The following is a 25,274-nucleotide window of genomic DNA, read 5'->3' as shown; positions in this document are numbered from 1 at the left end:
ACAGAGAATCTTATTCTCTGTCCTTCGCCATTTCCGGCGGGCTCCGATGTGGGCTCGCATCCAGCCTCATCCAAAGGAATCACCCTCATGAGCGTCACCGCAGAAGCCACCTCATCAGCCTCGGCAGCCCCGCAGAGTACCGCTAACTTGCGTGTCAGCCGCTTCACCGAACTACCGTCACCAGCGCAACTTTCACAGAAGCTGCCGCTGGATCTCGCCGCGAGCAACGTCGTCGAACGTGGCCGTGATCAGGTGCGAGCCGTCCTGGATGGAGTCGACGATCGCCTCCTCGTCGTGGTGGGACCATGCTCGATTCACGACCCCACGGCCGGACTGGAATACGCTCGTCGCCTTGTTGAGACCGCCAAGGAACATGAGGAAGACCTGCTCATCGTCATGCGGGCGTACTTCGAAAAGCCGCGCACCACGGTTGGCTGGAAGGGCCTGATTAACGATCCCGACCTCGACGGCAGCCACAATGTTGCCAAGGGTCTGGAAATGGCGCGCGAGTTCCTGCTCGAGGTCGCCCAACTCGGCATGCCCACCGGCACCGAATTCCTGGAACCGATCAGCCCCCAATACACCGCTGATCTCATCTCCTGGGGTGCCATCGGGGCCCGCACCACGGAAAGTCAGATTCACCGCCAGCTGACGTCCGGGCTGTCGATGCCGGTCGGCTTCAAGAACGGCACCGACGGTGACCTGCAGGTGGCCCTAGATGCCTGCAACGCCGCCAGTGCGGAGCAGTCCTTCCTCGGCATCGACGGTGAAGGTCGCGCTTCCCTCGTCACCACTTCCGGTAACCAAGACACCCACGTCATCCTCCGCGGCGGACGTAAGGGCCCCAACTACCGCGCCGCTGACGTGGCGGCCGCTTCTGAGAAGGCCACGGCTGCCGGCATCAACCCTCGCCTGATCGTGGATGCAAGCCATGCCAACTCCGGCAAGAGCCATCACCGTCAGGCCGAAGTTGCCCTAGAAATTGGTGCCCAGCTGGAAACTGGAGATGAGTCCGCTCACACCATTGCAGGCGTCATGTTGGAGAGCTTCCTTGTTGGCGGCGCCCAGAGTCTTGACGTTGACAAGGTGGCCGCAGGCGCCGCCGAGCTGACCTACGGGCAGAGCGTCACGGACGCTTGCATGGATTGGGACGTCACCGCCGTGGTGCTGGCGAACCTGGCGCGCAGCTCGCGCGCCCGCCGCACCGCCTAAGGGCACCAAATACGTTCAATTGCTTTCACTCAGGCACCTTCTGCCTCTAGAGTTAGCGCTAGGAGCAGAAGGTGCCGGGCGCCAAAAGGTCGCTCCAACTTGAATGAAAATGGATACCAAGGATTGCAATGACTCAGGAGCAAAACTTCTCCAATGTGACCTTCTTGACGGTTCAGGAAGTCGCCGAGCTCATGCGGGTGTCAAAAATGACTGTCTACCGCATGGTGCACGCCGGCGAGCTCCCTGCAGTGCGTTTTGGAAGGTCGTACAGGGTACCGGTAAACGCCGTAGAAAGTTATCTTCGATCCGCCGTGGTCGACGGCACAGAGGCTCGAGGAGCCTCCGGTTCGGCGCATGCAGGTTAAAGGCGGTACCCTAGGAAAGATCCATTTTCGGCTTTGACCGATTCCTGAGATCGGTCAACCTAATCGTTTACGGCCTCATCCGAGGTTGTTCTATGCAGTTTGTGAGGAACTTTCATGGGTTCAGTAGTTAAGAAGCGCCGCAAGCGGATGTCCAAGAAGAAGCACCGTAAGCAGCTTCGCAAGACGCGTCACCAGCGTCGTAACAAGAAGTAAATCTTCTTTTTTGCGAAGGCACCCGTTCACCCTTGTGGTGTGCGGGTGTTTTTTTATGCCTGAACAACCCCGCCTCAGCCTAGATTTTGCGGCAGCTTCGGACACTACTCACAAGGTACTAACGCTGACGCACCTTGGCAATGCCCTTCCATAGCCCGTACACAATGCCCGCTCCCGTCGCTGCCCGCAGTCCAAGAGTCGCGGCGCGACGCCCGGAACGGTAGTCATAGATGGGCCAGTTGTTGTCTTTGGCATGCTGACGCAATTTTGAATCAGGGTTGATGGCTACGGGATTTCCCACGGAGGTCAGCAAGGGGATGTCGTTGTAGGAATCGCTATAGGCCCAGCAACGCGTCAGATCCAGATTTTCTTTCTCCGCCAGTGCAAGGACTGCATGTCCCTTGGCGGCACCATGGAGGATTTCGCCAACAATACGACCCGTATAAATGCCATCCTCGACCTCAGCCACCGTGCCGAGGGCGCCAGTCAGGCTCAGGCGTTCGGCAATGACGGAGGCGACCTCAACGGGCGTGGCAGTGACAAGCCACACCTGACGCCCGGATTTTAGATGTTCCTGGGTGAGTGCCCTGGTGCCGGGCCAGATCTTGGAGACAATCATCTCGTCATAGACTTCTTCGCCCAGCTGACGAATGAATTCGGTGCTAATTCCGGCAGCCAACTTTTGGGCGGAATCCTGAACCGAATGAACGTCCTTCATGTTCTCGCCGCGCGTGATGAATTTCAGCTGCTTCCAGGCGAATCCTGCCACGTCCCTGAGTGTGAAGGCGCGCTTCTGGTACATCTTCCGGGCCACATGAAACAGACTGGCACCCTTCATGAGGGTGTTGTCGACATCAAAGAAAGCGGCTTCACCCTGGTGCGGCGCAGCAGTCGAGGCGGCCTCGGCACTGTTGGTAATCACGTCGGGCATGCTACGAGTCTAGTCAATCCTCGCCTCATACGCGGCTCCGCCACCGACCTCAGGGGTTAACTGTGGTGAAACTTTCATTTGCCGAAAATCTTCCGGTTCATGGTTCGACTTTTCCGCGTGATGAGGAAGCCCCTCGGCATTGAGTACCGTTAGAGGCATGGAACCTACCGCCAACGTCCCCGACGCCCGCCGTGACGATCCCGCCGTCGAACTTCCCGTGAACGGGGCCAGAGGACCCCTTCTGGAGCTTGTCACGAGGTCTGGCTGCCATCTCTGCGAAGACGCCCGTGCTGTCGTGACGGAGGTGGCCGCTGAATTGGGGCTGAGCTGGAGTGAAGTGAGCATCGACAACGACGCTGAGCTGACCGCTCAATATGGTGAGGAAGTCCCGGTGGTCCTCGTGGATGGCATTCAACGGGACTTTTGGCAGATCGACCCCGTTCGCCTGCGCACAATTCTGAGCAAAGCGGTGGCGGAGAACTAATCTGCCCACAATGTACGGCCCTCTCCGGCGCTGCCGCAAGTCTCCAAAAGCCGGAATTTTTTGGCTGGAACCGGGCCACGCCATACAGTGGATGAGGATGAACACGGGTCCTAGAGGCGTGTCAGTAGCAGCCGTTCGCGGCGTTATTTGAGAATGAGGAGTGGTGTTTTGAGTCCTGTGCAGACCCCGGATGAGTCGACGGCCGAGCCGGCCCGGCAACTTCCGCCTGCCACCGTCTCGCGCCTCACCCTGTACCTACGGACCCTGAACGCCCTGTTGGCCGAGGGCGCAGAGAGCGTGTCCTCTGAAGCACTCGCGGAATCAGCCGGTGTTGGTTCGGCTAATGTTCGCAAAGACCTGTCGTACTTGGGCTCTTACGGCACCCGTGGCGTGGGCTATGACGTTGCAAATCTCAGCCGCAAGATCGCCCAAGCACTGGGGCTGACCCACGAGTGGCGGGTCGCCATTGTTGGTGCCGGTAACCTGGGCCGCGCCTTGGCCCGCTATGCCGGATTTGAATCCCGCGGCTTTGACGTTGTGGCGCTGCTGGATGCCGACGAGCTTATCATCGGCACCGAGATTGGCTGGCTGCGCGTAGGTGATGTGGCGCAGTTGGAAGCTGTTCTGGAGTCAACGCGGGCCAACATGGTGGTCTTGGCCCTGCCCGCCTCGGTGGCGCAGTCTGTGTGCGATCGTGTTGTCGACGCCGGGGTGCACAGCATTTTGAGCTTTGCCCCGGTGGCCTTGACCGTCCCCGAGCATGTCAACCTACGCAAGGTCGATATGGCCACCGAATTACAAATTTTGGCCTATCACGCGCAAAGCCTGCAGGCGCCAGAGCTGAACCAGGAGCGCTCCGGCGCCTGAGCGCGTAGGCGCTCCACGGAACCATCCGAGAAAAGCTAGATCTTGCCCATGCCGCGGCTGGCCTTGCGTGCCGCGAAGAAGTCCTTGCTCAGTGGTCCAAAGAGCAAGAATGCGCCGACAACGCCGAGCCCCACCTGGACGATCGTCAACGGGTTTGGCTGCACGAGGAACACGAGCGAGAGAATGGCCAAGACCAGAGCCGTGACCCTAGCCCAGTTGGCGCCCTGACGAAGCTTGCGGGCGAGCAGGAAATAACTGGCCGTCATGGCGATGCTCAAAACAAAGGCAAAGAACAACGCCACATTGATCAGCGTCGGATCTGAGTACACCTCCATCAGTTCTGGGGTGCTGCCCAAGGTTGTCTGCAGCGCATCAACGATGGATGCCTTGACCGAAGGCATGAGCAGCACAGCCAGCAGGGCTATCACCGAGATGGCTTGCAAGGCTCCGGCCGCGAGGATCATGCGGCTACCCAAAAGGACCCTGCGGGGCGGAGCTAAATGTTCCTCGCTGCCGTACGGGAGGGCTGATTGCTGCGGGCCGCCGGGTTGTGTGCCTGGAAACCCGGGGTAAGCCTGGGCAGGGGGCAAGGCCTGCGACGGCGTGGCTGCCTTCTGCGCGTCTTTCACGTCCTGAGGCGGCTCCCATCCCTCAGGCGCGTATTGACCGTAGCGGGGCACCCCTGGGGCGATCTCGCCGTAGCTCCCCGGACGGGTGGTGGGTTGCTCTTGGGATTCTTCACCGGAGGTAGTCATGAGATGTACTCTTTCAGGTTGCCGTGGCGCCATAACGCAGCCAAGAAAATTCAAGAGAGGCCGCGGCGGGTTTCTCACAACCCTACGCGACCTCTCTCGAAGGCTGCTAGCCGGTGCGGCTACCAGCGAAAACTAGTATCCGGGGCTTCGGGAACGCGAATTCAACCACGCGGTGGACTCGGGTAGCCACATAAAGACCGCGGCAACAACACCCAGCAGGCCAACTCCGCCGCCGCCAAGGAACAACAAGATAAAGCTGACGACAACGCTGGCCGTCAGGGCCAATCGTGCCCACTGCAGACCCTCTTTGAGTTTCATGGCGCACAGTGCCACCGCAACCATCAAAGCCAAGGAGATCAGCGTTGCAACGAGACCCTTGACGCTGCCAAAACGGGTGCCCAACAACAGCAGATTGCTGAAGAAGGCCAGAACGCCAAAGATGATGCCAAGACCTGCCGTCACGAGCCACAAGATGTACGAGACCTTGAGCATTTGCGGCAAGCCGTTGACCTTAAACATTCCAGAAAAGCCACCGGCCGGCATGACGTCGTTCAAGGACGTGGGCATGTCCTTGGGTAGTTCAAATTTGAAATTGCCGGCAGGCGGGGGCTGTTGTGCGCCCGGCTGCTGGTAGCTCGGCGGGGCTTGATAGCTGGGAGGTGCCTGATATCCGGGGGGAACTTCATAGCCGGGAGGCGGGGGAGTGGGCGTTGAACCATAACCGGGAGGGAATGGTTGCGAGCCGGATTGCTCGGGACCTGGGTGCTCATTCGGTGTGCTCATAGTCCAAACCTAGCCGCGCCAACAAAACTTGCATAGGGGGTCGGTGGGCAGCAAAGAGGCCGGCTCACCATAATGGCGAACCGGCCTCTACCCTCAGTGGCGAGGGGATATGCCTAGGGGAGAACCCTTATGCAGCCTTGACGAAAGCAACGTCAAGGGTGATGGTGACCTTGTCGGAGACCAAGACGCCGCCAGCTTCCAAAGCTGCGTTCCAGGTCAGGCCGAATTCCTTGCGGCTGATGACGGTCTTGGCTTCGAAGCCTGCGCGGGTGGCGCCAAAGGGGTCAACGGCAACGCCGTTGAATTCGCCCTTGAAGGTGACGGGCTTGGAGATGCCACGGATGGTCAGCTCGCCGGCCAGTTCAAAGTCCTCGGTGTCGCCGGAGATGGCGGAGGAGGCGAACGACAGGGTGGGGAAGCTTTCAACGTCGAAGAAGTCGGCGCTCTTGACGTGGCCGTCGCGGCCTTCGTCGCCCGAGCTGAAGCTGGCAGCCTGAATGGTGGCGGTCACGGAGGAATCGCTGAGGGTTTCGCCGAGGGTCAGTTCGCCGGCAACTTCGGTGAACTGGCCGCGGACCTTGGAGATGCCAGCGTGGCGGACAACGAAGCCCACCGTGCTGTGTGATGCGTCGAGGCTCCAGATGCCCTGGGCAAGACCGGTTGATTCGATGGTGGTTACTGACATGTGGATCTCCTTGAAAATTAGTTGGTGACACGGTGGCAGGATCGCCACTGTGGTGATCCTTCACATGGCATAAGCATGCGTTTGCATCTAATATTCCCGGGATTGAAAAAAACTTTTCCGGGAGCTGATTAACCCCTTCCCAACTAACTTTGAGAAACTGGGAAGCATGTCTCACGTAACTGTTCATCTTCTGCGCCACGGCGAGGTTTTCAATCCCGATGGCGTGCTCTACGGCCGGCTCCCCGAGTTTCACCTCTCCGAGCGTGGCCGCGCCATGGCGGTGATGGTTGCCGAGCACTTTTCTGCGTTGAAGAACGACGGCGCCGCTCCCGTCTACCTCGTGGCCTCACCTTTGACTCGGGCCCAGGAAACAGCACAACCCACGGCCGAGGCTTTGGGTCTGGAGATCGTGACCGATCCGCGCATCATCGAAGCCGAGAACCACTTCGAGGGCATGAAGGTCAACAAGTCCGAGCTGCGCAAGCCCAAGCACTGGCCTTATTTTGTGAACCCCTTGCGCCCTTCTTGGGGTGAAGCCTACGAGGCCCAGGCGGAACGCATGTTGGAGGCGGCACGAGATGCTCGTCGTCGTGCTTTTGAAATAGGTGGAGATGGGGCACAGGCCATCATGGTCAGCCACCAGTTGCCCATCTGGTCCGCGCGTCGCAGTGCCGAGGGTAAGCGCCTCTGGCACGACCCGCGCAACCGCGAATGCACCCTGGCCTCGCTCACGTCATTGACGTTCAATGGCAATGACATTGTGGACGTCAACTACAGCGAACCGGCGGCCGTCTTGCTGCCTGGTGCTGCCACAACGCCCGGGGCCTAAATTCCGCGCAGCACTCAGCTGACAATCAGCTATTCGACGTATCGTAGAACAAAATGCCATGTCTGCGATTGCGCGATGGCTTCCCTTGAAACGAAAGATTTGCGTCGTGACTTCTTCGATGAGCCGTAGATCCCTGCTGGCTGCTGGCGGCGCCGTACTCACGGTGGCCCTGGCCGCCTGCTCCGGCAACGACCCCTTGGCCGATCAGGCCAATGCGGGCGATAACAAGAATTACATCGCAGGGGACGGATCGGTCACCGAATATGGTGCCGCGGATCGCAAGGATGCGGTCACGTTTACGGCGACGCTCTTTGACGGGGGAACCGTGGACGCTGCGGACTTCGTCGGCGAGGTCACCGTCTTGAACTTTTGGTACGCAGCCTGCGCCCCGTGCCGTTTGGAAGCCCCGGCCATGCAGGAACTGAACACGGAATTCACGCCTCAGGGCGCGAAGTTCATCGGCGTCAACGTCCGGGATGACAAGGCCGCCGCGGAGGCCTTTGAACGCAACTTTGGCGTGAGCTACCCGTCGATCTTGGACAAGGACGGCGGAGTTTTGCTGGCCATGACAAAGTATGTGCCGCCGTCCTCGGTTCCCACCACCCTGGTGCTGGATAAGAAGGGCCGCGTCTCGGCACGCGTCCTCGGCACCGCCGATAAGGGCACCTTGAAAGCCCTCATCACCTCCGCCCTGGCTGAGAGTTAACGGCCAGTCACCCTTATGAACAATCCATTTGCCGAGACGATCCTTTCCGGCTCCATGCTGCTGGCGATTCCTGTCGCCATGCTCGCTGGCCTGGTCTCGTTCCTGTCGCCGTGCGTCTTGCCGCTTGTTCCCGGATACTTGGGCTACGTTAGCGGGCTGACCGGGGTTGATCTGGAAAACCAGCGCCGCGGGCGCATGTTTGCCGGCATTGGGCTGTTTGTGCTCGGGTTTTCCGTAGTTTTCGTGCTCATTGGGGCGGTGTTCGGTCAGCTGGGCGCCTGGCTCATGGGACCCGACGCCGCCTGGGTCACGCAGGTGCTCGGCGCCGTCGTCATTCTCATGGGTGTGGTGTTCCTTGGCGGATTAAGCTGGTTCCAGGGCGAAGCAAAGATTCACGCGAAACCACCGGCCGGGCTCTGGGGCGCACCAATCCTCGGTCTGACCTTTGGATTAGGGTGGGCGCCCTGTATCGGCCCCACCTTTAGTGCCGTGCAGCTCCTAGCGTTCTCCGATGGCCCCAACGCCGTCAAGGGCGCTTTTTTGACGTTTGTCTACTGTTTGGGTCTGGGATTGCCCTTCCTGCTCATCGCCTTGGGCGCACGCCGTGGACTGGGCGCCCTGACGTTCTTCCGGAAGCACCGCCGCGGCCTGCAGTACTTTGGCGGCGGCATGTTGATTCTTCTGGGATTGTTGATGGTGACCGGGTTGTGGGGCACGTGGATCAACGAATTGCAGTTCTGGTTTGCTAATGAAGTGAGATTGCCAATCTAATGAAAGAGACAGTGGTGAAAGAACCCAAGAGCAAGGCACCTATTCCCTCCGGTGGTGAGGTGGTGCTGCCGCAGCTTGGCTTCTTCGGGATGATCCGCTGGGCCTGGCGGCAGCTGACAAGCATGCGTACCGCCTTGTTCCTGCTCCTGATGCTGGCCGTGGGTGCGGTCCCCGGTTCCTTGTTCCCGCAGCGCTCCTCCGCTGCCTCCGAGGTGGCGCAGTACCTGAAGGACAACCCCACCTCGGGGCCCATCATGGACTGGTTCAAGCTCTTCGACGTGTACTCCTCGCCGTGGTTCTCTGCCATCTACCTGCTGCTGTTCATCTCCTTGATCGGCTGCGTGATCCCTCGCGCCAAGATTCATTACAAGGCCATGCGCTCGGCACCCCCGCGAACACCCAAGCGGCTATCTCGGCTGGCCGAATACGGCACGGTCACGATCCCTGCCGCCAACGGCATTGACGCCACGACGGCCGTCAAGGAAGCTGCGCAGATGCTCAAGAAGCGCGGATACCGCGTGGATGTGCGGGACCTCGACACCGAACGGCCCTCCGTCGGCGCGGAGATTGGCTTCATGAAGGAAGTTGGCAACCTGCTCTTCCACACGGCCATGATCGGCGTCCTCGCCGCCATCGCCTACAGCGGTCTCTTTGGCTATAGCGGGCAGCGCGTGCTGGTTGAAGGGGAGACCTTCGTGAACACCCTGAGCAGCTACGACACCTTCACCCCTGGCACGAACTTCTCCGATGCGACCCTGGAGCCGTACTCGGCCCAGCTGGAAAAGCTGGTCGTCAAGTACGACAGGTCCACCGAGGCGCACTACGGTCAGCCGCTGGACTTCAACGCCACGCTGAAGGTCAAGGACGGCACCGATGGAGAAGCCGTCACCAAGACGCTCAAGGTCAATGAACCCGTGGGTATCGGTGGCACCAATATTTACCTCGTAGGTAATGGCTACGCCCCGGTCGTCACGATCAAGGACGGCGAAGGCAAGGTGGCCTACCAAGGCCCCGTCATCACGATTCCTACCGACGGCGCCTACACCTCCCTCGTGGTTATCAAGGTTCCCGATGCCAAGCCCCAACAGCTCGGCTTCGTTGGCTTCTTCCTGCCCACCGCCTTGGTAGGTGAAGATGGTGTAGCTTATGGCTCGGACCCTGACCCGTTCAACCCGCAGCTGAACCTCAACGCCTACACAGGTGACCTAGGGCTTGACGGCGGTATCCCGCGCAATGTCTACACGCTCGACACCTCAACTTTGACCGAAATCAACTCCCGTAACCTTGACGCCGGCGGTATCGTACTCGGCCCCAATCAGAGTTACACCCTCCCCGGTGGCAACGGCACCATCAGCTTTGACGGCATCAAGCGCTTCGCAGCCCTTGATATCCGCCATGACCCAGGACAGGGATATGTGCTGGTATTTGCCGTGCTGGCCCTGGCTGGTCTGATGGCGTCCTTGTTCTTCAACCGCCGCCGGGTCTGGGTTCGTACGGGTAACCATCCCGACGGGCGCACCATGGTGGAATACGGTTTGCTGGCTCGTGGCGAAGACCACCGCCTGGCCGGCGAATATGAGGCCATCAACAAGGCACTGCACAGCAAATGGCTGGTGCCATTGGATGAAGCAGAGCAAAATGGTCTCGAGACGTCCCCTTCAACTTCCGACTCCGCACTCGGCGACACTCCCGCAACTAAGGATCAGTAATGCAAGATATCAATGAGGGCTTTGCCCAACTTAGCGAGCAGCTCATGCTGGTTGCCGGTATGGCGTACGCGGTAGCATTCTGCGCTTATGTCTGGGACTTGTTCACCTTCAGCAAGGCCGCCAAGGCTGGTTTGGCCACTGAAGAATCCACGCTTCAGGCCAGCGTCCTCGCCGGAGCTAACGCTCGCGGCGCCACAGGCCAGGGACTGGAAACCGGCCCGCAGGACCGCGGCGTGCGTCCCAGCAGCAAGACCCATTCCGGCTCCGACGGCGTCACCGCCGGTGACTCCATGCGCTACAGCAAGGAACGCCGCGTGGTGGCTCGCGTGGCCGTGGCACTGACTGTTGTGGCCGCCGTCGTCCAGGGTTTTGCTGTGGTCCTCCGCGGACTGGCGGCCGGGCGTGTGCCGTGGGGCAATATGTACGAATTCTGCACAACGGGTAGCTTTGCCGTTGTCATCGTGTTCCTTTTGGTTCTGACGCGTCGCGACCTGCGCTTCCTCGGCACCTTCGTGGTTGGCCTGATCCTGCTCATGGTGGTTGCCGCATCCGTGGCCTTCTGGACCCCCGTGGGTCACCTCGTGCCCGCACTGCAGAGCTACTGGCTCATCATTCACGTGTCCATCGCGGTACTCTCCTCGGCGTTCTTCACGCTGACATTTGCCATGTCAGTGCTGCAACTTTTCCAGGCTCGCCGTGAGGTGGCGATCGCCTCGGGCAAGAAGGACAAACTGCCCGTGATGCGCTTGGTTCCGAACGCCTTGAGCCTTGAAAACCTGTCATACCGGATCAACGGAATTGCGTTCGTCGGCTGGACCCTGACGCTCATGTTTGGTTCCATCTGGGCTGAAAAGGCGTGGGGCCGCTTCTGGGGCTGGGACACCAAGGAAGTCTGGACCTTCGTGATTTGGGTTGTTTACGCTGGCTACCTGCACGCCCGCGCCACCAAGGGCTGGACCGGCACGCGTGCTGCCTGGCTCTCGATTGTTGGCTACCTGTGCGTGGTCTTTAACTTCACGATCGTGAACATGTACTTCTCGGGTCTACACTCCTACGCGGGTGTTGGCAGCTAAGTGCTGTTCTTGTAGATGTAGTAATGCCCGGGATGCGAAGCGCATCCCGGGCATTGCTGTCTGTACAGACTGTGCTTGTGCTCTACAGCTCCGAGACCATGCCATTGGAGACCGACCAGCGCGTGTCCAGCTCAACGTTTTCCAGCAGGCGGCGGTCGTGAGTGACCAGCAGCAGCGTGCCTTCGTAGCTTTCCAAGGCCTCTTCAAGCTGCTCAATGGCGGGCAGATCGAGGTGGTTGGTGGGCTCATCGAGTACCAGGACGTTGACGCCGCGGGCCTGCAAAAGTGCCAGGGAGGCGCGGGTGCGCTCACCGGGGGAAAGCGCACCGACGGGGCTCGTGACCTGATCGGCCTTGAGCCCAAATTTTGCCAGCAGCGTGCGGACCTCGGCCTGATTCATCTCGGGGACGAGGGTCTCGAAGGCGTCACCTAGCGGGACGCCTTCGGGGAATTGGCTACGGGCCTGATCGATCTCACCGATGGCCACATTCGCGCCCAGTGATGCGGTGCCGGTATCCGGCGTGGTCCGGCCCAGCAGCAACTTCAACAAGGTGGACTTGCCTGCTCCGTTAGGGCCGGTGATGCCAATGCGTTCACCGGCATTGACCTGCAAGGAAACGGGCCCCATCGTGAAGTCACCCTGCTGCACGATGGCTTCGTTGAGCGTTGACACAACGGTGCTGGAGCGCGGAGCCGCGGCGATACTGAATTGCAGGGCCCATTCCTTGCGCGGCTCCTCGACCTCATCGAGTCGGGCGATCCGCGATTCCATCTGCCGCACCTTTTGCGCCTGCTTTTCGGAGGATTCCGAGCTGGCGCGACGACGAATCTTGTCATTATCGGGGTTCTTCTTCATGGCGTTGCGAACACCCTGAGAGCTCCATTCACGCTGCGTCCGCGCGCGACCCACGAGGTCAGCCTTCTTATCGGCAAACTCGTCATAGGCCTCGCGGGCGTGGCGCTTGGCGATGGCGCGCTCCTCGAGGAAGGAATCGTATCCGCCGTCGTACACGGCCACCTTGTTCTGCGCCAGGTCGAGCTCCACGACCGAGGTGATGCAGCGAGCCAGGAACTCGCGGTCGTGCGAGACCAGAACCACGCCGCCGCGCAGGCCCTTCACAAATTCCTCGAGGCGGGCCAGACCTGCCAGATCAAGGTCATTGGTGGGCTCGTCAAGGAGCACGATGTCGAAGCGGCTCAGCAGGAGGGCCGCCAGCGCCACCCGTGCGGTTTGTCCACCGGAGAGGCCTGTCATGAGCGCCTCGGGACCTACCTCAAGGCCTAGCTCGGCCAACGTTGCCGGGATACGGTCATCGAGATCCGCGGCACCGCAGGCGAGCCAGTGATCCAGAGCGGCCGCGTAGCGATCGTCATCTTCAGTTTTGCCCGAGCCGAGCGCCTCGGCGGAACTTTCCATGGCAATCGTGGCGGCGGTGCAACCCGTCCGGCGGCCAAGGTAATCGGCGATGGTTTCGCCTTCAATGCGTTCATGTTCCTGCGGCAGCCAGCCAACAAAAGCATCCGAGGGAGCCGTACTGACGGTGCCGCCCTGCGGTGTTGTGGCGCCGGCCAAGAGTCCCAACAGGGTCGACTTACCGGCACCATTGGCGCCCACGACGCCAATGACATCGCCGGGTGCAACGGTGAAGGAGAGGTTAGAGAAAAGGGTGCGGTGTGCGTGGCCTCCGGAAAGGTCCTTTGCGACAAGAGTTGCGCTCATAGTTCCATCTTAAGTTGCTTCCAGCGGCCCGCCGGACGGGCGTGGCACGCGTCTCCCCAGCGCACGTTCGGGCCTCCCGGTTGGCCTTTCTCGTCACAGAACCTGATGCTCCCTTATTCCTCACGTTGAGTCGCCACCTAATGCCCTTTAGAACGTTCTAAAGGGCATTATGTGGCGGCTCAACGGGTTTACAGGGCGGTTGTATGGGAAGGGGCGCTTTCTTGTGGGGTTAGGCGGCTGGGACGCGGGGAAGGCTGGGAGGAGGTGTCCGACGTCGTGCTTGGGAATGTTGCCGCAGATGACGAAACGCTTGAAGCCGGCGGCGCGGGGCGGGCACACTGATGAGCAGAATCAAGAGTTTCGACCACGTGGCCCTGGCCGGTCGAACGGCAACCCTCGCAACCATAGTGGGGTGCCCCAGGTGAAGATTCGGCGTCTCGGCACCAGTCGCGGGCGTAAGTATGGCGCGGTGCTCAGCACTCGCCTTCACACGAAGGAAAACCATGTCTGAAGCAACAACTTTGATCAACGACGCCGCAGAACGCTCAGCCCGATTGGGTGATGCAGGCGCGGCCTGGGGCGAGCGGATTGGCTCGAACCCGGACAGCGCGAAGCTCACGTACAAGGTGGCCGGCGTCGGAGTGGGCTCGGTGGCCACGCGGATCAGCGCCGGCAAGCACCAGTTCACGGTGGACGAGCCCGCGGCATTGGCCGGCGACGACACCGCCGCCAGCCCCGTGGAATACGCGCTGGGCGCCGTCATCTCCTGCCAGGTCGTGGTGTACCGCCTCTACGCCGAGCAGTTGGGCATCCAGGTGGACGACATCTCGATCGACGCCGAGGGAGATCTGGACGTCCGCGGCCTCTTCGGCATCGATGCGAGCATCCGACCCGGCTTCAGTGACATCCGCTTGACCGTCAACATCACGGGACCGGAATCGCAGGAACGCTACGAAGAATTGGCTCGCACGGTAGAGGCTCGCTGCCCCGTGCAGGACCTGTTCAGCAATGCGACGCCGTTCAGCACGGTCATCGCGAAGGTCTAGCGGGAGGTTGTCAGCTCGCCGCGTTCAGCCAGATGTGCCACGAGCTCCGCTTCCAACGCGGGTGCTGTGTAGGAACCCGTGAAGATCGGGGTATCGGGTTCGAAGGCTGTCCCATTGCTGAGGGGGCCGGCGTCGACCGCGTCAAAACCAAGGCGCTCCACAAAGTCCAGGACCAGCGCGCGGGTGTCGTCATCGTCCGAGACCACCGCCAAGGCCCGCCGGTCCGCTGATCCGTCCGGCCGCGCGTCGAGCTCCAGCTCGTGGTAACCAATGTGGTTCAACGACTTGGCCAGGCGCGCGCCCGGGATGTGGGCCAGTACCATCTCCGAGCTCGACGGCGCATCCGCCAATTCCGGCATGTCACCGTTGGTGTCGCGCCAGTAGTTCATAGTGTCCAGCACGTGCTTGCCGTTCAGGCCGGCCGGATCTAGGGTGCGGAACTTGTGCAACGGAACGGAGAGCACCACAAGATCGGCCTCGGCCATGGCCTGCTCGGCGGTGACCGCAATCGCCCCGGGCGCCATGACGGACACAATCAGATCAATCTTCTTCGGGTCTCCGGAGCCAGCGATCAGGACGCGGTACCCGGCGAGAAGTGCCTGGCGGGCAACGCCCGTGCCGACCTTGCCTGCGCCGAGAATGCCAATAGTTTGGGTGCTCATGCTGCGTTCTCCTTGGTGGTTCCGAGTTCGGCGTCGATCAAGGGCTTGACCTCGGTGCCGAAAAGTTCAATGGATTTCAAGATGTCCTTCTGCGGCACGGAGGCCAGGTCCATCTCGAGAATGTGGCGATTATGGCCCATATGCTGGTGCGTCAGCAGGATCTTCTCCGCAACTTGCTCAGGGTTACCGGCATAGATGGCTCCCGAGGGCGCCGTCTGCATGTTGTAGCTAATACGGTTGGGCGAGGAGAAGCCGCGCTCGCGGGAAATGTCGTCCATGACGCGGCGCCAGTAGGGGTAGAAGGTGTCCGCGGCACCACCTTTTGCAATAAGTCCGACGGCGCTGACCCCCACCTTGAGTGCCTTGGCGTCGTGCCCGGCTTGGGCTGCCCCGGCCCGGAAGAGCTGCGCGTGGCGGGCGAAGTTGCTGACAGCCCCGCCGAGGAGTGCGTAGATGACGTTGGTGCCGAGGGTTGCGGCCCGGGCCGTTGAGCTGGGCGTGCCGCCCGTGGCGATCCAGATATCGAGGTCGTTGTCTACCGGGCGCGGGTAGATGGTGGCATTGTCCAAGGCGGGGCGGAATTTGCCGCTCCAGGTGATGGGGGCTTCCTTGCGGCCTGCCTCGTTGAGTCCGAGGAGGAGCGCGATTTTCTCCTCATACAGTTCCTCGTAATCGTTGAGGTCGGCGCCAAAGAGCGGGTAGGACTCAATGAAGGAGCCGCGACCGGCCGTCAGTTCGGCGCGGCCGCCCGAGATGAGGTCAATCGTGGAGAACTGTTGGTAAACGCGGACCGGGTCCTCGGTGCTCAGCACCGTGACGGCAGAGCCAAGCTTGATGTTCTTGGTCTGTGCAGCGGCGGCGGCCAAGACGGGAGCAATGGACGAGACGGAGTATTCCTTGCGGTGATGTTCGCCGATGCCGAAGTAGTCCAGACCCACCTCGTCAGCTAAGCGGGCACGTTCCAGAAGATCGGCCATGCTTTGCTGGGGGCTGACACGGGCGCCGGTTGCGGGGTCAGCATGGATGTCGCCAAAGCTGTAGATACCAAGTTCCATCGAATGCTCCTCATCGTCCAATGCCACAATCACAATATGTGTTGCTTTACAGATCATATTACTCAAATATGATCTGTTGTAAAGCTGATTGTTCCGTTATGATGTTTCCATGAGCAATAACACCGCATTCGCATCCTCGTCCGTGGAGTCCCAGAAGGACTTTGGGTGGACGTTGGGTGTGTTGGTGCGCAACTACCAAAATGCCTCGACGGCGGCCATGGGGGAGTTTCCACACGGCCCGCGCGGCTATCAGGTCCTAGTGGCCGTGGTGAGTGGCGAACAGCCCAATCAATTGGCATTGGCACAGCATTTGGGGATTGATCGAACCGTCATGACCTACCTCATCGATGACTTCGTGAAAGCCGGTCTTGTGGAGCGCCAGCTGAATCCCGCGGATCGCCGCGCCCGCATCGTCGTCGCCACACACGCCGGGCGAAAGGCGCTAGAAAAATTGCAGCACGACGTCCTCGGAGCAGAAGATGTGGTGCTTGGCGTCCTTGCAGAGGACGAGCGTGAGGTGTTCCGCTCCCTCCTGCGGCGCGTCGCATGTGCCGAGCCGGCCGCCGTCGACCATGGCCTGGGTGCGTGCGAGGCCATGGAGGAAATGCTCGGAACCGGCAAGAAATAGCTGCCCGCTAAGGCTTCTTGCGGGGCGCCTTACCCATGGTTGCGCCGGGGGAGTAGGTGCACTCGATCAAGAGCTGCGGGAGCGGATCGTCCTTCTTATCGATTTGGTCGATAAGCGCATCGACGCCGAGCCGGCCAAGTTCGTCTGCGGGGGAGATCAGGACCGCCATTTCCGGCTCTGCCATGCTGGCCGTGTCTACCGACGAGGCGATGGCCAGAACGGAAATGTCCCGCGGCAAGCGGTAACCGGCTTGTTGCAGCCCGGCGACAAAGCCCGGACCGGCATGCTCATTCATGATCAACACGCCCGTGGTGTCAGGGTGTTGCGCGGCAAATTCCTTGGCCAGATCTCGCCCTCCCGCCGATGAATGCAGGCCACTCATGATGGCTGCGGAGAGGCCGCGCTGAGCCGTGACCTCACCAAAAGCCTTGCGGGTTCGCGCGACCGGACCGTAGCCGCCAAGCAGCTGATCACCACCGCCGCCGTCAACGAGCACCAGGTTGGTGTGGCCCAATTGAATCAATCGGTCGACGGCAGTTTCTACCGCGGATTCGAAATTGACGTCAACAAAAGGAATCCCCGTGGTGTCTCGGGTGCGGCCGATGAGCGCAAAGGGAATGTTGCTTCGGGAGAGCTCCGTGACGCGCGGGTCGTCGAGCTGGACCTCCATGAGGACGACGCCGTCGACCAGGCCGGAGGATGTCAGCTCGGTGACAGCCTCCGCTTCATTACTCATGGGCCAGAGGACGAGATTGTAGCCACGAAGTCGGGCTTGATCTGCTGCGCTGGTGAAAAAGCGTACCGAGGTGGGGGAGAGGCGGTGCTGCAATGCGGGATAGAGAAGCGCCAAAACATGAGTGCGGCCTCGTGCTAAAGCGCTGCCCACGGCATTGCGGCGATAGTTCAGCTCCTTCATGGCCTGTTCCACTTTTGCCCGGGTTTTAGGCGAAACGGGCTTTGAATTGTTGATGGTAAATGACACGGTCGCCAAGGACACGTTCGCCAGATTGGCGACATCTTGCATGGTTGCCACGTTGCTCCTCCCAGTTGCTCTGGGGTCAAAGCTACCGCACTCGACTCTAGTCAAAGTGTGACGCGTTGACGAAACAAAGTAAAGCGCTTTAATTTTCTCTTGACATCGACGCCGCGGTAACGGCATGATCGATATCACACCAGCAGTAAAGCGCTTTACTTTTGAGGGATTCCGACTGCAATGACCAGCAGAGAGTCCATCGCCACCCGACAGAATGCGGCGGCGAAGCCTCGAAAGGAAGCGCCCACATCACGCAATCGAGCAAAGGAGCTACACGTGAAAACCCCAACGAAGACCCGCCTTACCAAGATCTTGGCCCTGGCGGCAGTTGCGCCGTTCGTCCTAACGGCCTGCGGAGGCGGTGGTGGCAGCTCCTCCGGTGACGCCACCTCCCTGACGCTCATGGATTACTACAACAACGATCCAGACAAGGGCCTGATCCAGACGGCCATCGATAAGTGTGCCGCCGATATTGGCGTCACGATTACCCGTGAAGTTGTCCCCGGCAAGGACCTCATTCAGAAGGTTCTGCAGAAGTCGTCCTCGAAGACGCTTCCCGATATCTTGATGTTGGACAACCCTGATGTGCAGGAAATTGCCTCCACCGGTGGTCTCGCCCCGCTGAGCGACTTTAACGTGGACACCTCAGGTTTTGCGCAGGGCATGCTCGACGCCGGCACCTACGAAGGTGAGGTCTACGGGCTGGCTCCGACGGCCAACACCCTAGGTCTGTTCTACAACAAGAAGCTCCTGTCCGACGCTGGTTTGACGCCTCCCACCACCTGGGACGAATTGAAGACGACCGCAGCAGCGCTGACCAAGGGCGACCAGTACGGTTTGGCGTTCTCCGCGATCGCCACGTACGAGGGCGCATGGCAGTTCCTGCCGTTCATGTGGACCAATGGCGGCAGCGAAACCACCTTGGATTCCCCGGAAAACAAGGAAGCCCTGCAGCTCTGGAAGGATCTGGTCAGCAGCGGTTCGGTCTCCAAGGGTGCCATCAACTGGGGCCAGGGCGACGTCAAGGATCAGTTCATGGCAGGCAAGGCAGCCATGATGATCAATGGTCCGTGGCAGATCCCCGCACTGAACGATGATTCTGCCCTTGAATGGGGATCTGTTCAGGTGCCGATCAACAAGACCGGCCAGACGCCCACCGCTCCGTTGGGAGGCGAGGTTTGGACCATCCCGCAGACAGGTAACAAGGACAAGCAGGCCAAGGCCGCCGAGTTCATCAGCTGCTTCACCTCCGATGACAACCAGGTGAATTTGGGTAGCGAACGCTACACCGTACCCACCAAGCCGGAGCTGGCTAAGGCCTATGTCGAGAAGATGCCGGATATGGAATCGTTCACGGAGCAGATCGCTAACGCCCGTTCACGCACGGGTAACCTCGGCGCCGAATGGCCCAAGGCTGCCACCGAAATTTACACGGCCATCCAGCTGGCGCTGACGGACAAGGCCACCGTTGATGAGGCCTTCGCCCAGGCTGCCAAGGGCTAGCAGCACCACTATTTCGACGCCGGTTCCGCACACTGATGCGGAACCGGCAGAGAGGCCACCATGACTTCCCTTTCAACGGATGCCCCCGTGACTCGGGCCAGCAAGAAAATAGACACACCGACTCTTCGACCGCGCCAGAGTTTTTGGGCGCGCGAGAACATCGCCAAGATTATGTTCGTGGTCCCGGCGGGGCTCTATATGGCGTTGTTCTTTGGCTACCCTGTCATCAAGAACCTCGTCATGAGCCTGCAGGATTACACCACTAAGACCTTCTTTACGGGCGAAGCCCCGTGGGTTGGTTTGCAGAACTACGCCACGGTCATCAGCTCAAATCTGTTCGCCCCGGCACTGCTCAACACGGCCCTGTTTACGATCATCTCCATTGTTGGCCAGTTCGCCATTGGCTTGGCACTAGCCTGCTTCTTCAACCGTAACTTCCCGCTCAGCCGATTCTTGCGGGCCATGCTCTTGCTGCCATGGTTGTTGCCGCTGATCGTGGCCAGTGCCACGTGGCGCTCAATCCTTGACCAGGATTCCGGAATTCTTAACCAGTTTCTGGGCACGTTCGGTATCCCCGCCATCCCGTGGCTGACCAGCCCCGATGTGGCACTTATCGCCGTCATCCTCGTCAACATCTGGGTAGGTATCCCCTTCAATGTCACGCTGTTGTACGGCGGACTTCAGGACATTCCATCGGAGCTGTACGAGGCAGGGCAGCTGGACGGCGCCACCGGGTGGAAAGCCTTCCGCCATATCACCTGGCCCAACCTGCGCCCGGTGGTCAGCGTGGTCTTGATCTTGGGAGTTGTTTACACCATCAAGGTCTTGGACATCATCCTCGGTCTGACCAACGGTGGCCCTGCCAACGCAACGCAAACTATTGCGGTGCGGTCCTATCAGGAATCCTTCGTCAATTTTGAGTTCGGTGTGGGTGCTGCGTTCTCCAACATCTTGATCGTCATTTCCCTCGTATTCGCCGTCATCTACCTGCGCGCCAATCGCCGCGCTGTTGATGAGTAGGAGCATCTTATGACTACTGCACAGCTCAACCCATCAGATATGCGCCAAGGTGCGATCCGGCGTCGAGCCTTTAAAACTCGCGGCTCCACCGTCTTGGGATTCATCTTCCTTGCCATCATGCTGTTCCCCATTTACTGGATGGTCAACGCATCACTACAACCCTCCGGCAACACCCTTTCGGCAGACTTTTTCCCCTGGAACCCGAGTTTTGCGGGATATGAAAAGGCCATCGCCGACCAGGGTAAAAACCTGCTGACAAGCCTCATCATTGCCATGGGTACCGTGGTGGTGACGCTCCTGATCGCCGCTCCCGCCGCTTACGCGTTGGCGCAGTTCAAATTCCGTTGGATCAGCTGGGCGCTTCTGGCGATTCTGATCGCGCAGATGATTCCCGGCGTCGTGATTGCCAATGCGCTCTACGCGGCTTACAACAATCTGGGACTCTTGAACTCGATCCCGGGTCTGATTCTGGCCGATGCCAGCCACGCCATTCCGTTCGCGATCTTGATCATGCGAGCCTCCATGATGAGTATCCCGGCCTCGATCATTGAGGCGGCACGCGTGGATGGTGCGGGTCAACTCAGGGCGTTCATCTCGATCGCCTTGCCCATCGCCAAGAACGCGCTCATCACCGCGGGTCTCTTTGCCTTCCTGTTCGCATGGAGCGATTTCTTGTTCGCCTTGACTCTGACAACGACAGATGAAATCCGTCCCGTCACGCTCGGTATCTACCAGTACCTCGGCACGCAGGTCTCCAACTGGAGTGCCGTCATGGCCACCGCGGTGCTCTCTTCCCTACCGGCGATCGTGCTGCTCGTCGTGGCACAGAAATACATTGCGGCCGGCGCAACCGGTGGCGCCGTCAAGTAATTGAGCACCATCCACCCGCTGGGCTAAGCCCCAAATCACGCACAGTCTTTTATAGAAAGCGAAAACAATGTCTGGAATTACCAACACTGAAACCCCCATCAACGTCGTTGTCTGGGGCGAAAATCGGCATGAACAAGTTGAACAGTCCGTCCGGGATATCTACCCCAACGGCATGCACACCACCATCAAGGAAGGCATCGAAGAGAACCTGGGCTCCGACGTTCAGGTGACGACCGTGACCCTTGATGACCCCGAGCACGGTTTGACCGAGGAAGTGCTCGCCGCAACCGACGTCCTCGTCTGGTGGGGCCACGCCGCCCACGACGAAGTGTCCGACGAGGTCGTTGAGCGCGTGCACAAGCACGTCCTAGCGGGCATGGGTCTGCTGGTCTTGCACTCGGGCCACTGGTCCAAGATCTTCGGCAAGCTCATGGGCACCTCTTGCACGCTGCGCTGGCGTTCGGAACAAGACCGCGAACTCGTGTGGACCGTTGACCCCACGCACCCCATCGCGCAGGGCATCCCGCACCCGTTCATCATCCCCGCACAGGAAATGTACGGCGAGTACTTCGATGTTCCCGCCCCGGATGAACTGATCTTCCTGTCCACCTTCACGGGCGGCGAAGTGTTCCGGAGCGGCATGACCTACCGTCGTGGCTTCGGCAAAATCTTCTTCTTCAGCCCGGGCGATCAGGATTACCCGGTCTACCACCAGAAGGAAGTCCGCAAGGTCATCGCCAACGGTGTCCAGTGGGCCAAGACGCTTCGCCCGGAACGCGCCGCGCCCGTCTTGCTGCGCTACGAGACCGAAGACTTTTACAACGGCCACGGCTACCAAGGAGCGATCTCCAATTGAGCACCTTCGCCACAATCGACACACCCGGCCCGCTGCGCCTCGTTCAGGTAGGCGCCGGCGGCATGGGCAAGGCCTGGATCGACGCGATCACGGCCAACCCGGACGTAGAGCTCGTTGGTCTGGTTGATTTGAATCAAGAGACGGCACATGAAGCGCTCGCGGACAAGGGTCTCGAGGGTGTTCTCGTGGGGACCAGCGTCAGCGACATTGCTGCCGCTACCGGAGCCCACGCGGTCGTCAATGTGACGGTTCCGGTGGCCCACCATCCCGTCAACGTCGAGGCCTTGTTCGCGGGATTGCCGGTGCTGTGCGAGAAGCCCGCGGCACCGACGGTCGCCCAGGCACTCTCTCTGGCCGCCAGTTCGGAGGCTAGCGGCCAGCTGCTGATGATCAGCCAGTCACGCCGCTACTTCAATTCTTTGGCGCAACTCAAAGCTGTCACCGGCGAATTGGGCGACATCGGCGTCATCACGACCGAGTTCTTCAAGGCGCCGCACTTTGGCGGTTTCCGTGAGGAGATGGACCATGTCTTGCTCGTCGACATGGCCATTCACCCCTTCGACGCCGTCCGTTACCTCACGGGCCAGAATCCGGTCAGCGTCTATTGCGAGGAGTTCAACCCGAGCTGGAGCTGGTACCAGGCCGACGCCGCAGCTACCGCCATTTTCGAGTTCTCCAGCGGCCTTCGCTATGTGTACTCAGGTTCCTGGTGCGCCGACGGGCAAGAGACCTCCTGGAATGGCCAGTGGCGTGTCAATGGCGCGCACGGTACCGCGACCTGGGATGGCGAACAGGCGCCGCTCGTCGACGCCAACGATGCAACCGGTCAGTCGTTGTCGGTGCCTGAGGCCTCTGCCGGGCCGGAGCAGATTGCTGGCTCGCTGGCAGAGTTCGCCTCGGCGGTCCGCACGGGAGTGGTTCCCGACGGTCAGATTCACTCCAATGTGCACTCCCTCGCCATGGTGGAGGCCGCGGTGCTGTCGGCCGAGACGGGTCAACGAGTTCGGATCGACGATGTCCTCACGGCCGCGTATGCGCAGGCTTTGCATAATGAAAAGAACGACGACGTCAAGGCAGTTTTGTCTGGATGGGGCTCGCCTTTGGGGAACTACTCGGGCCTTGCCGATGCTGTGAGTTCTTAAGAACTTAGGTAATGACGAACAACGGGCTGTGCAGGGGACTTTCTGCACAGCCCGTTGGCATTGGTGCACGGTTATGAGCCATGCTGAATTGCAGGACAAAGCGCCCACGGGTGAGGGTGCGCGAAACTAGGGGGTAGTTTTGACAGGCATTTCCGGGGTATCCGGCGCAAAACAAACGGCGGTGACGAGCCGAGTTGTTCCTTTGCTGCTCGTGGCACCGATCGTTTCGATCATTCTGCTCGGAATCTTGTTCTTAATAGTGCGTCCCTTGATGCCGGAGAACATTCCCATTCACGTAGGCCCTGACGGTGTGGGCTCCGGCTCGGGTGGACTCTTAATCGCGATTGCCTGCGGCATCGCCGCGGTGGTGTTCGCGATAGGCGGGGCTACCACAAAAGAATTCTTCAAAGATGACCACTGGTTTCAGACCGAGAAGTCGATTGCCGTGGGGATCATGTCCTTGGGATATGGCCTGATTGGCTTTGCCGTGGCCACGATTCTGAGCACCGTGGGCGACACTACGGGTTCGGATTCGAGCATTTCGGTGGGCATGGGAATGCTGGGCTTCCTGTTGACCTTCATCGCAGCGGTCTGCATTTACATCGTGGCTTTTCCTCGAGCGAAGATGACCCCTCTGGGGTAGAGCCTCGGGTGGATGCACTCGACGCTAGAACACTAAGGAAGGACAACAATGGACATCGTCTCAATCTTGATTATCGCGGGGATAGTCATCCTTTGCCTGCTGCCTGTCGTGTTCCGTTCCTTCCGAAGCTATGACAAGAGTGCCAACGACATCGAGCCGCAAAGCCCCGATGTTGCCCAAGCAATCAGGGAAGCACGTAAGAATATTGATCGTGGAAAAGGCCGTTACGGCCCATAATTCGTGGCTGAACGTCGGTCCTCCGTGCTGGCTACCTCGGCGGGAAAGGGACGAATTTCGGGGCGCTAGGCGTCGGAGATCTGTTCGGCTTCGAGGCGCGCGAGCTTTGTGGCGTACCGCGACTGGCGGCGCACCTCCACAAGGAGTTCGGTCCAATAAGCACCTTCACGGGGACCGTCGAAGCAGGCGATCAGCGCATGGACCGCCTTGTTCTTGGGGCGGGCAGCCATCTTGTAGCCCAGCGGTGTCATATGGGCGGCCTGCGGCTTGCGGAAAATCAGGAGTACTGAGGGTGCCAACCATAAGAAATAGCCGAGAAGCGAGTGGAACACCCGCTCATTTTGCAGGGCCGCGATGGTCAGCGGACACACGACAGCCAGAGCCACGACGACGAGGAGCACCAGGGCATAAGCTAGGCCAACGCCCGGCCGAGGGTTACTGCGATACAGCGACACGGCTACGGCCACCAGAGCCGCCGTGGCAACGCCCAAAAGTACCAGCGCCACAGTCGAAGCCACGACTACGAGCGGGGAGAACCCGCTACGCAGAGCTAAGGGGATCACGGTGAAGACAGCCCCGCTCCCTGCCCACCACAGCAGTAAATCCACCGTCTTGCGAGGCTCGACGTCGATAGTGTTTTGACTTGAAATACCCCACATATGCTCCCACCGATAGGTGTGCAGACGCATGGCCGCGGTGAGGTGAAATTCGTCCACCTCACGTTGCACAGCCGCATCTCGTTGCCGTACGACGGAGAAAATAACCAACATCAAACACAACAGGGCAAGGAAGAACTTGGGGCCGGAATCGGGATCAACCGGCAAGAAAAACACATTGTGCAGCGCCATCCACATCGTGGCGGCCGCCGCGATCCCCACCAGCAAGGTCAATAGCTCCAACAGCTCATCCAACGCCATGACCTGAGCCTGATTGGCCATACCCAACGGGTTCCTGCCACTGAACACTAACGCCACCAGGATCGTGGCGGTGGCGCCGATGATCCAGCCCAAGGCGTCGAGACCAAAAGCAAAGAGTCCGGGATTGGTAAATGGCGCGAGTATCCGTTCGGTGAAGCGGGCCCACACCACGTTGAGGTCTGAGAAGGAAACGACCATGGCCGTATTGGCAGGGTGGTGCACCTGCAGGATGAGCAGACACATGAGTAATCCGAGAAAAAGCAAGGTCAAAATCTGGCGATGTTGGCTGCGCTTTTCCCGATGAAACTCGGCGACCGCAACCATATTGTGTTCGACGAGTCCGCTCACGATGCCCCCTGATTGTGCCTATTCGGCGATCTTAGCCGAGCAAGTAAAGGCGTGGGTGATTTGCACTGGAAGCTTTCCGTTATGTGCGTTAGAGTGAGTAATTGTGAGATAGATAACGCAGCCCCCGCCCCGCGCCGATCGCTCTGCCTCGAAGGCAGCTTGCCGGATCGCGCCACATTCGCCGGCCAATCCACACATAATCAAGAAGGCT

General features: G+C 60.1%; 28 protein-coding genes and 1 riboswitch. Of the genes, 19 read left to right on the top strand and 9 right to left on the bottom strand.

Translation table 11 applies throughout. The features are described from left to right. The first annotated feature begins 87 nt into the window (after window positions 1-87). The 3 genes from CVS30_RS06860 to CVS30_RS06850 all read left to right on the top strand — a co-directional run bounded on the left by CVS30_RS06860 (window position 88) and on the right by CVS30_RS06850 (window position 1,790). On the top strand, window positions 88-1,212 hold the full coding sequence (locus CVS30_RS06860) for a 3-deoxy-7-phosphoheptulonate synthase (RefSeq protein WP_110484590.1): 1,125 nt from the start codon (window positions 88-90) through the stop codon (window positions 1,210-1,212). Between the two features lie 128 nt (window positions 1,213-1,340). After that, window positions 1,341-1,577, top strand: coding sequence for a helix-turn-helix domain-containing protein (locus CVS30_RS06855; RefSeq protein WP_110484589.1), 237 nt, complete (start codon window positions 1,341-1,343; stop codon window positions 1,575-1,577). 114 nt (window positions 1,578-1,691) lie between these two features. Then, a complete protein-coding gene (locus tag CVS30_RS06850) occupies window positions 1,692-1,790 on the top strand; it encodes a 30S ribosomal protein bS22 (protein ID WP_074712200.1) in 99 nt (32 codons plus the stop codon). Window positions 1,791-1,908: 118 nt separating this feature from the next. Here the strand turns inward: CVS30_RS06850 and CVS30_RS06845 are convergent, their stop codons facing one another. After that, entirely contained in the window at window positions 1,909-2,721 is an 813-nt protein-coding gene (locus CVS30_RS06845) for an HAD family hydrolase (protein ID WP_110484588.1), read from the bottom strand. Window positions 2,722-2,860: 139 nt separating this feature from the next. On the opposite strand from CVS30_RS06845, the gene CVS30_RS06840 reads away from it, so the two are divergent. Together CVS30_RS06840 and CVS30_RS06835 are read left to right on the top strand one after the other, a co-directional pair. Then, window positions 2,861-3,205 carry a glutaredoxin family protein gene (locus tag CVS30_RS06840; protein WP_306418757.1) on the top strand — a complete coding sequence of 115 codons (345 nt, stop codon included), beginning with the start codon at window positions 2,861-2,863 and terminating at the stop codon, window positions 3,203-3,205. Window positions 3,206-3,358: 153 nt separating this feature from the next. Next, window positions 3,359-4,072: a redox-sensing transcriptional repressor Rex gene (locus CVS30_RS06835; RefSeq protein WP_110484586.1), complete on the top strand. Its 714-nt coding sequence runs from the start codon at window positions 3,359-3,361 to the stop codon at window positions 4,070-4,072. A gap of 35 nt (window positions 4,073-4,107) precedes the next feature. On the opposite strand, the gene CVS30_RS06830 is transcribed toward CVS30_RS06835, so the two are convergent. The 3 genes from CVS30_RS06830 to CVS30_RS06820 all read right to left on the bottom strand — a co-directional run bounded on the left by CVS30_RS06830 (window position 4,108) and on the right by CVS30_RS06820 (window position 6,295). Further along, complete coding sequence (locus tag CVS30_RS06830; protein ID WP_110484585.1) at window positions 4,108-4,827, bottom strand: DUF6264 family protein; 720 nt, start codon at window positions 4,825-4,827, stop codon at window positions 4,108-4,110. Between the two features lie 132 nt (window positions 4,828-4,959). After that, window positions 4,960-5,610: a hypothetical protein gene (locus tag CVS30_RS06825; protein ID WP_110484584.1), complete on the bottom strand. Its 651-nt coding sequence runs from the start codon at window positions 5,608-5,610 to the stop codon at window positions 4,960-4,962. Window positions 5,611-5,737: 127 nt separating this feature from the next. Further along, window positions 5,738-6,295 (bottom strand): YceI family protein, encoded by a 558-nt coding sequence (locus CVS30_RS06820; RefSeq protein ID WP_110484583.1) that lies wholly within the window; start codon window positions 6,293-6,295, stop codon window positions 5,738-5,740. 166 nt (window positions 6,296-6,461) lie between these two features. Here CVS30_RS06820 and CVS30_RS06815 point away from each other — a divergent pair, with 166 nt between their 5' ends. The 5 genes from CVS30_RS06815 to ccsB all read left to right on the top strand — a co-directional run bounded on the left by CVS30_RS06815 (window position 6,462) and on the right by ccsB (window position 11,383). Beyond that, window positions 6,462-7,124, top strand: a complete 663-nt coding sequence (locus tag CVS30_RS06815) for a histidine phosphatase family protein (protein ID WP_110484582.1) — start codon at window positions 6,462-6,464, stop codon at window positions 7,122-7,124. A 118-nt stretch (window positions 7,125-7,242) separates the two neighbouring features. After that, window positions 7,243-7,830, top strand: coding sequence for a TlpA family protein disulfide reductase (locus tag CVS30_RS06810; protein WP_181419727.1), 588 nt, complete (start codon window positions 7,243-7,245; stop codon window positions 7,828-7,830). Between the two features lie 15 nt (window positions 7,831-7,845). Next, complete coding sequence (locus CVS30_RS06805; protein ID WP_110484581.1) at window positions 7,846-8,601, top strand: cytochrome c biogenesis CcdA family protein; 756 nt, start codon at window positions 7,846-7,848, stop codon at window positions 8,599-8,601. Further along, window positions 8,601-10,310 (top strand): cytochrome c biogenesis protein ResB, encoded by a 1,710-nt coding sequence (gene resB / locus CVS30_RS06800; RefSeq protein ID WP_110484580.1) that lies wholly within the window; start codon window positions 8,601-8,603, stop codon window positions 10,308-10,310. The genes CVS30_RS06805 and resB overlap by 1 nt, the downstream gene beginning before the upstream one ends. Beyond that, a complete protein-coding gene (gene ccsB / locus CVS30_RS06795) occupies window positions 10,310-11,383 on the top strand; it encodes a c-type cytochrome biogenesis protein CcsB (protein WP_110484579.1) in 1,074 nt (357 codons plus the stop codon). The genes resB and ccsB overlap by 1 nt, the downstream gene beginning before the upstream one ends. An 82-nt stretch (window positions 11,384-11,465) precedes the next feature. On the opposite strand, the gene CVS30_RS06790 is transcribed toward ccsB, so the two are convergent. After that, entirely contained in the window at window positions 11,466-13,103 is a 1,638-nt protein-coding gene (locus CVS30_RS06790) for an ABC-F family ATP-binding cassette domain-containing protein (protein ID WP_110484578.1), read from the bottom strand. Between the two features lie 349 nt (window positions 13,104-13,452). Then, window positions 13,453-13,571: riboswitch (SAM riboswitch) on the top strand. 35 nt (window positions 13,572-13,606) lie between these two features. Between CVS30_RS06790 and CVS30_RS06785 the strand changes: the two genes are divergently transcribed. Continuing rightward, entirely contained in the window at window positions 13,607-14,149 is a 543-nt protein-coding gene (locus CVS30_RS06785; protein ID WP_110484577.1) for an OsmC family protein, read from the top strand. Here CVS30_RS06785 and CVS30_RS06780 read toward each other — a convergent pair. Together CVS30_RS06780 and CVS30_RS06775 are read right to left on the bottom strand one after the other, a co-directional pair. After that, window positions 14,146-14,811 (bottom strand): NADPH-dependent F420 reductase, encoded by a 666-nt coding sequence (locus CVS30_RS06780; protein WP_110484576.1) that lies wholly within the window; start codon window positions 14,809-14,811, stop codon window positions 14,146-14,148. The genes CVS30_RS06785 and CVS30_RS06780 overlap by 4 nt on opposite strands. Beyond that, window positions 14,808-15,866: an LLM class flavin-dependent oxidoreductase gene (locus CVS30_RS06775; RefSeq protein WP_110484773.1), complete on the bottom strand. Its 1,059-nt coding sequence runs from the start codon at window positions 15,864-15,866 to the stop codon at window positions 14,808-14,810. The genes CVS30_RS06780 and CVS30_RS06775 overlap by 4 nt, the downstream gene beginning before the upstream one ends. 109 nt (window positions 15,867-15,975) lie before the next feature. On the opposite strand from CVS30_RS06775, the gene CVS30_RS06770 reads away from it, so the two are divergent. After that, the gene (locus CVS30_RS06770) at window positions 15,976-16,494 is read left to right on the top strand and encodes a MarR family winged helix-turn-helix transcriptional regulator (protein ID WP_110484575.1); all 519 of its coding nucleotides are present in this window, start codon (window positions 15,976-15,978) and stop codon (window positions 16,492-16,494) included. A gap of 7 nt (window positions 16,495-16,501) precedes the next feature. Here CVS30_RS06770 and CVS30_RS06765 read toward each other — a convergent pair whose 3' ends face one another. Further along, the gene (locus CVS30_RS06765) at window positions 16,502-17,518 is read right to left on the bottom strand and encodes a LacI family DNA-binding transcriptional regulator (RefSeq protein WP_245934491.1); all 1,017 of its coding nucleotides are present in this window, start codon (window positions 17,516-17,518) and stop codon (window positions 16,502-16,504) included. Window positions 17,519-17,803: 285 nt separating this feature from the next. Here CVS30_RS06765 and CVS30_RS06760 point away from each other — a divergent pair, with 285 nt between their 5' ends. The 7 genes from CVS30_RS06760 (at window position 17,804) to CVS30_RS06730 (ending at window position 23,798) form a co-directional block, all read left to right on the top strand. Further along, window positions 17,804-19,030, top strand: coding sequence for a sugar ABC transporter substrate-binding protein (locus CVS30_RS06760; RefSeq protein WP_245934473.1), 1,227 nt, complete (start codon window positions 17,804-17,806; stop codon window positions 19,028-19,030). Window positions 19,031-19,201: 171 nt separating this feature from the next. Further along, window positions 19,202-20,050 carry a carbohydrate ABC transporter permease gene (locus tag CVS30_RS06755; RefSeq protein WP_245934490.1) on the top strand — a complete coding sequence of 283 codons (849 nt, stop codon included), beginning with the start codon at window positions 19,202-19,204 and terminating at the stop codon, window positions 20,048-20,050. A 9-nt stretch (window positions 20,051-20,059) separates the two neighbouring features. Then, window positions 20,060-20,920 (top strand): carbohydrate ABC transporter permease, encoded by an 861-nt coding sequence (locus CVS30_RS06750; RefSeq protein WP_110484571.1) that lies wholly within the window; start codon window positions 20,060-20,062, stop codon window positions 20,918-20,920. A 67-nt stretch (window positions 20,921-20,987) separates the two neighbouring features. Further along, the gene (locus tag CVS30_RS06745) at window positions 20,988-21,776 is read left to right on the top strand and encodes a ThuA domain-containing protein (RefSeq protein ID WP_110484570.1); all 789 of its coding nucleotides are present in this window, start codon (window positions 20,988-20,990) and stop codon (window positions 21,774-21,776) included. Then, a complete protein-coding gene (locus CVS30_RS06740) occupies window positions 21,773-22,918 on the top strand; it encodes a Gfo/Idh/MocA family protein (protein ID WP_245934472.1) in 1,146 nt (381 codons plus the stop codon). The genes CVS30_RS06745 and CVS30_RS06740 overlap by 4 nt, the downstream gene beginning before the upstream one ends. 139 nt (window positions 22,919-23,057) lie before the next feature. After that, window positions 23,058-23,561: a hypothetical protein gene (locus CVS30_RS06735; protein WP_110484569.1), complete on the top strand. Its 504-nt coding sequence runs from the start codon at window positions 23,058-23,060 to the stop codon at window positions 23,559-23,561. A gap of 48 nt (window positions 23,562-23,609) precedes the next feature. Further along, window positions 23,610-23,798 carry a hypothetical protein gene (locus CVS30_RS06730; RefSeq protein ID WP_110484568.1) on the top strand — a complete coding sequence of 63 codons (189 nt, stop codon included), beginning with the start codon at window positions 23,610-23,612 and terminating at the stop codon, window positions 23,796-23,798. A gap of 65 nt (window positions 23,799-23,863) precedes the next feature. Here CVS30_RS06730 and CVS30_RS06725 read toward each other — a convergent pair whose 3' ends face one another. Next, window positions 23,864-25,063, bottom strand: coding sequence for a hypothetical protein (locus CVS30_RS06725; protein ID WP_110484567.1), 1,200 nt, complete (start codon window positions 25,061-25,063; stop codon window positions 23,864-23,866). Between the last annotated feature and the right edge of the window lie 211 nt (window positions 25,064-25,274).

Source organism: Arthrobacter psychrolactophilus (assembly GCF_003219795.1).
Lineage (GTDB): Bacteria > Actinomycetota > Actinomycetes > Actinomycetales > Micrococcaceae > Specibacter > Specibacter psychrolactophilus.
Note: the sequence above shows the minus strand (reverse complement) of the source record. Positions and strands in the feature narration are given on the sequence as shown.

Coding starts and splice junctions, on each gene's coding strand:
- CVS30_RS06860 (WP_110484590.1), top strand. CDS start 88: ATGAGCGTCACCGCAGAAGCCACCTCATCAGCCTCGGCAGCCCCGCAG.
- CVS30_RS06855 (WP_110484589.1), top strand. CDS start 1,341: ATGACTCAGGAGCAAAACTTCTCCAATGTGACCTTCTTGACGGTTCAG.
- CVS30_RS06850 (WP_074712200.1), top strand. CDS start 1,692: ATGGGTTCAGTAGTTAAGAAGCGCCGCAAGCGGATGTCCAAGAAGAAG.
- CVS30_RS06845 (WP_110484588.1), bottom strand. CDS start 2,721: ATGCCCGACGTGATTACCAACAGTGCCGAGGCCGCCTCGACTGCTGCG.
- CVS30_RS06835 (WP_110484586.1), top strand. CDS start 3,359: ATGAGGAGTGGTGTTTTGAGTCCTGTGCAGACCCCGGATGAGTCGACG.
- CVS30_RS06830 (WP_110484585.1), bottom strand. CDS start 4,827: ATGACTACCTCCGGTGAAGAATCCCAAGAGCAACCCACCACCCGTCCG.
- CVS30_RS06825 (WP_110484584.1), bottom strand. CDS start 5,610: ATGAGCACACCGAATGAGCACCCAGGTCCCGAGCAATCCGGCTCGCAA.
- CVS30_RS06820 (WP_110484583.1), bottom strand. CDS start 6,295: ATGTCAGTAACCACCATCGAATCAACCGGTCTTGCCCAGGGCATCTGG.
- CVS30_RS06815 (WP_110484582.1), top strand. CDS start 6,462: ATGTCTCACGTAACTGTTCATCTTCTGCGCCACGGCGAGGTTTTCAAT.
- CVS30_RS06810 (WP_181419727.1), top strand. CDS start 7,243: ATGAGCCGTAGATCCCTGCTGGCTGCTGGCGGCGCCGTACTCACGGTG.
- CVS30_RS06805 (WP_110484581.1), top strand. CDS start 7,846: ATGAACAATCCATTTGCCGAGACGATCCTTTCCGGCTCCATGCTGCTG.
- resB (WP_110484580.1), top strand. CDS start 8,601: ATGAAAGAGACAGTGGTGAAAGAACCCAAGAGCAAGGCACCTATTCCC.
- ccsB (WP_110484579.1), top strand. CDS start 10,310: ATGCAAGATATCAATGAGGGCTTTGCCCAACTTAGCGAGCAGCTCATG.
- CVS30_RS06790 (WP_110484578.1), bottom strand. CDS start 13,103: ATGAGCGCAACTCTTGTCGCAAAGGACCTTTCCGGAGGCCACGCACAC.
- CVS30_RS06785 (WP_110484577.1), top strand. CDS start 13,607: ATGTCTGAAGCAACAACTTTGATCAACGACGCCGCAGAACGCTCAGCC.
- CVS30_RS06780 (WP_110484576.1), bottom strand. CDS start 14,811: ATGAGCACCCAAACTATTGGCATTCTCGGCGCAGGCAAGGTCGGCACG.
- CVS30_RS06775 (WP_110484773.1), bottom strand. CDS start 15,866: ATGGAACTTGGTATCTACAGCTTTGGCGACATCCATGCTGACCCCGCA.
- CVS30_RS06770 (WP_110484575.1), top strand. CDS start 15,976: ATGAGCAATAACACCGCATTCGCATCCTCGTCCGTGGAGTCCCAGAAG.
- CVS30_RS06765 (WP_245934491.1), bottom strand. CDS start 17,518: ATGCAAGATGTCGCCAATCTGGCGAACGTGTCCTTGGCGACCGTGTCA.
- CVS30_RS06755 (WP_245934490.1), top strand. CDS start 19,202: ATGTTCGTGGTCCCGGCGGGGCTCTATATGGCGTTGTTCTTTGGCTAC.
- CVS30_RS06750 (WP_110484571.1), top strand. CDS start 20,060: ATGACTACTGCACAGCTCAACCCATCAGATATGCGCCAAGGTGCGATC.
- CVS30_RS06745 (WP_110484570.1), top strand. CDS start 20,988: ATGTCTGGAATTACCAACACTGAAACCCCCATCAACGTCGTTGTCTGG.
- CVS30_RS06730 (WP_110484568.1), top strand. CDS start 23,610: ATGGACATCGTCTCAATCTTGATTATCGCGGGGATAGTCATCCTTTGC.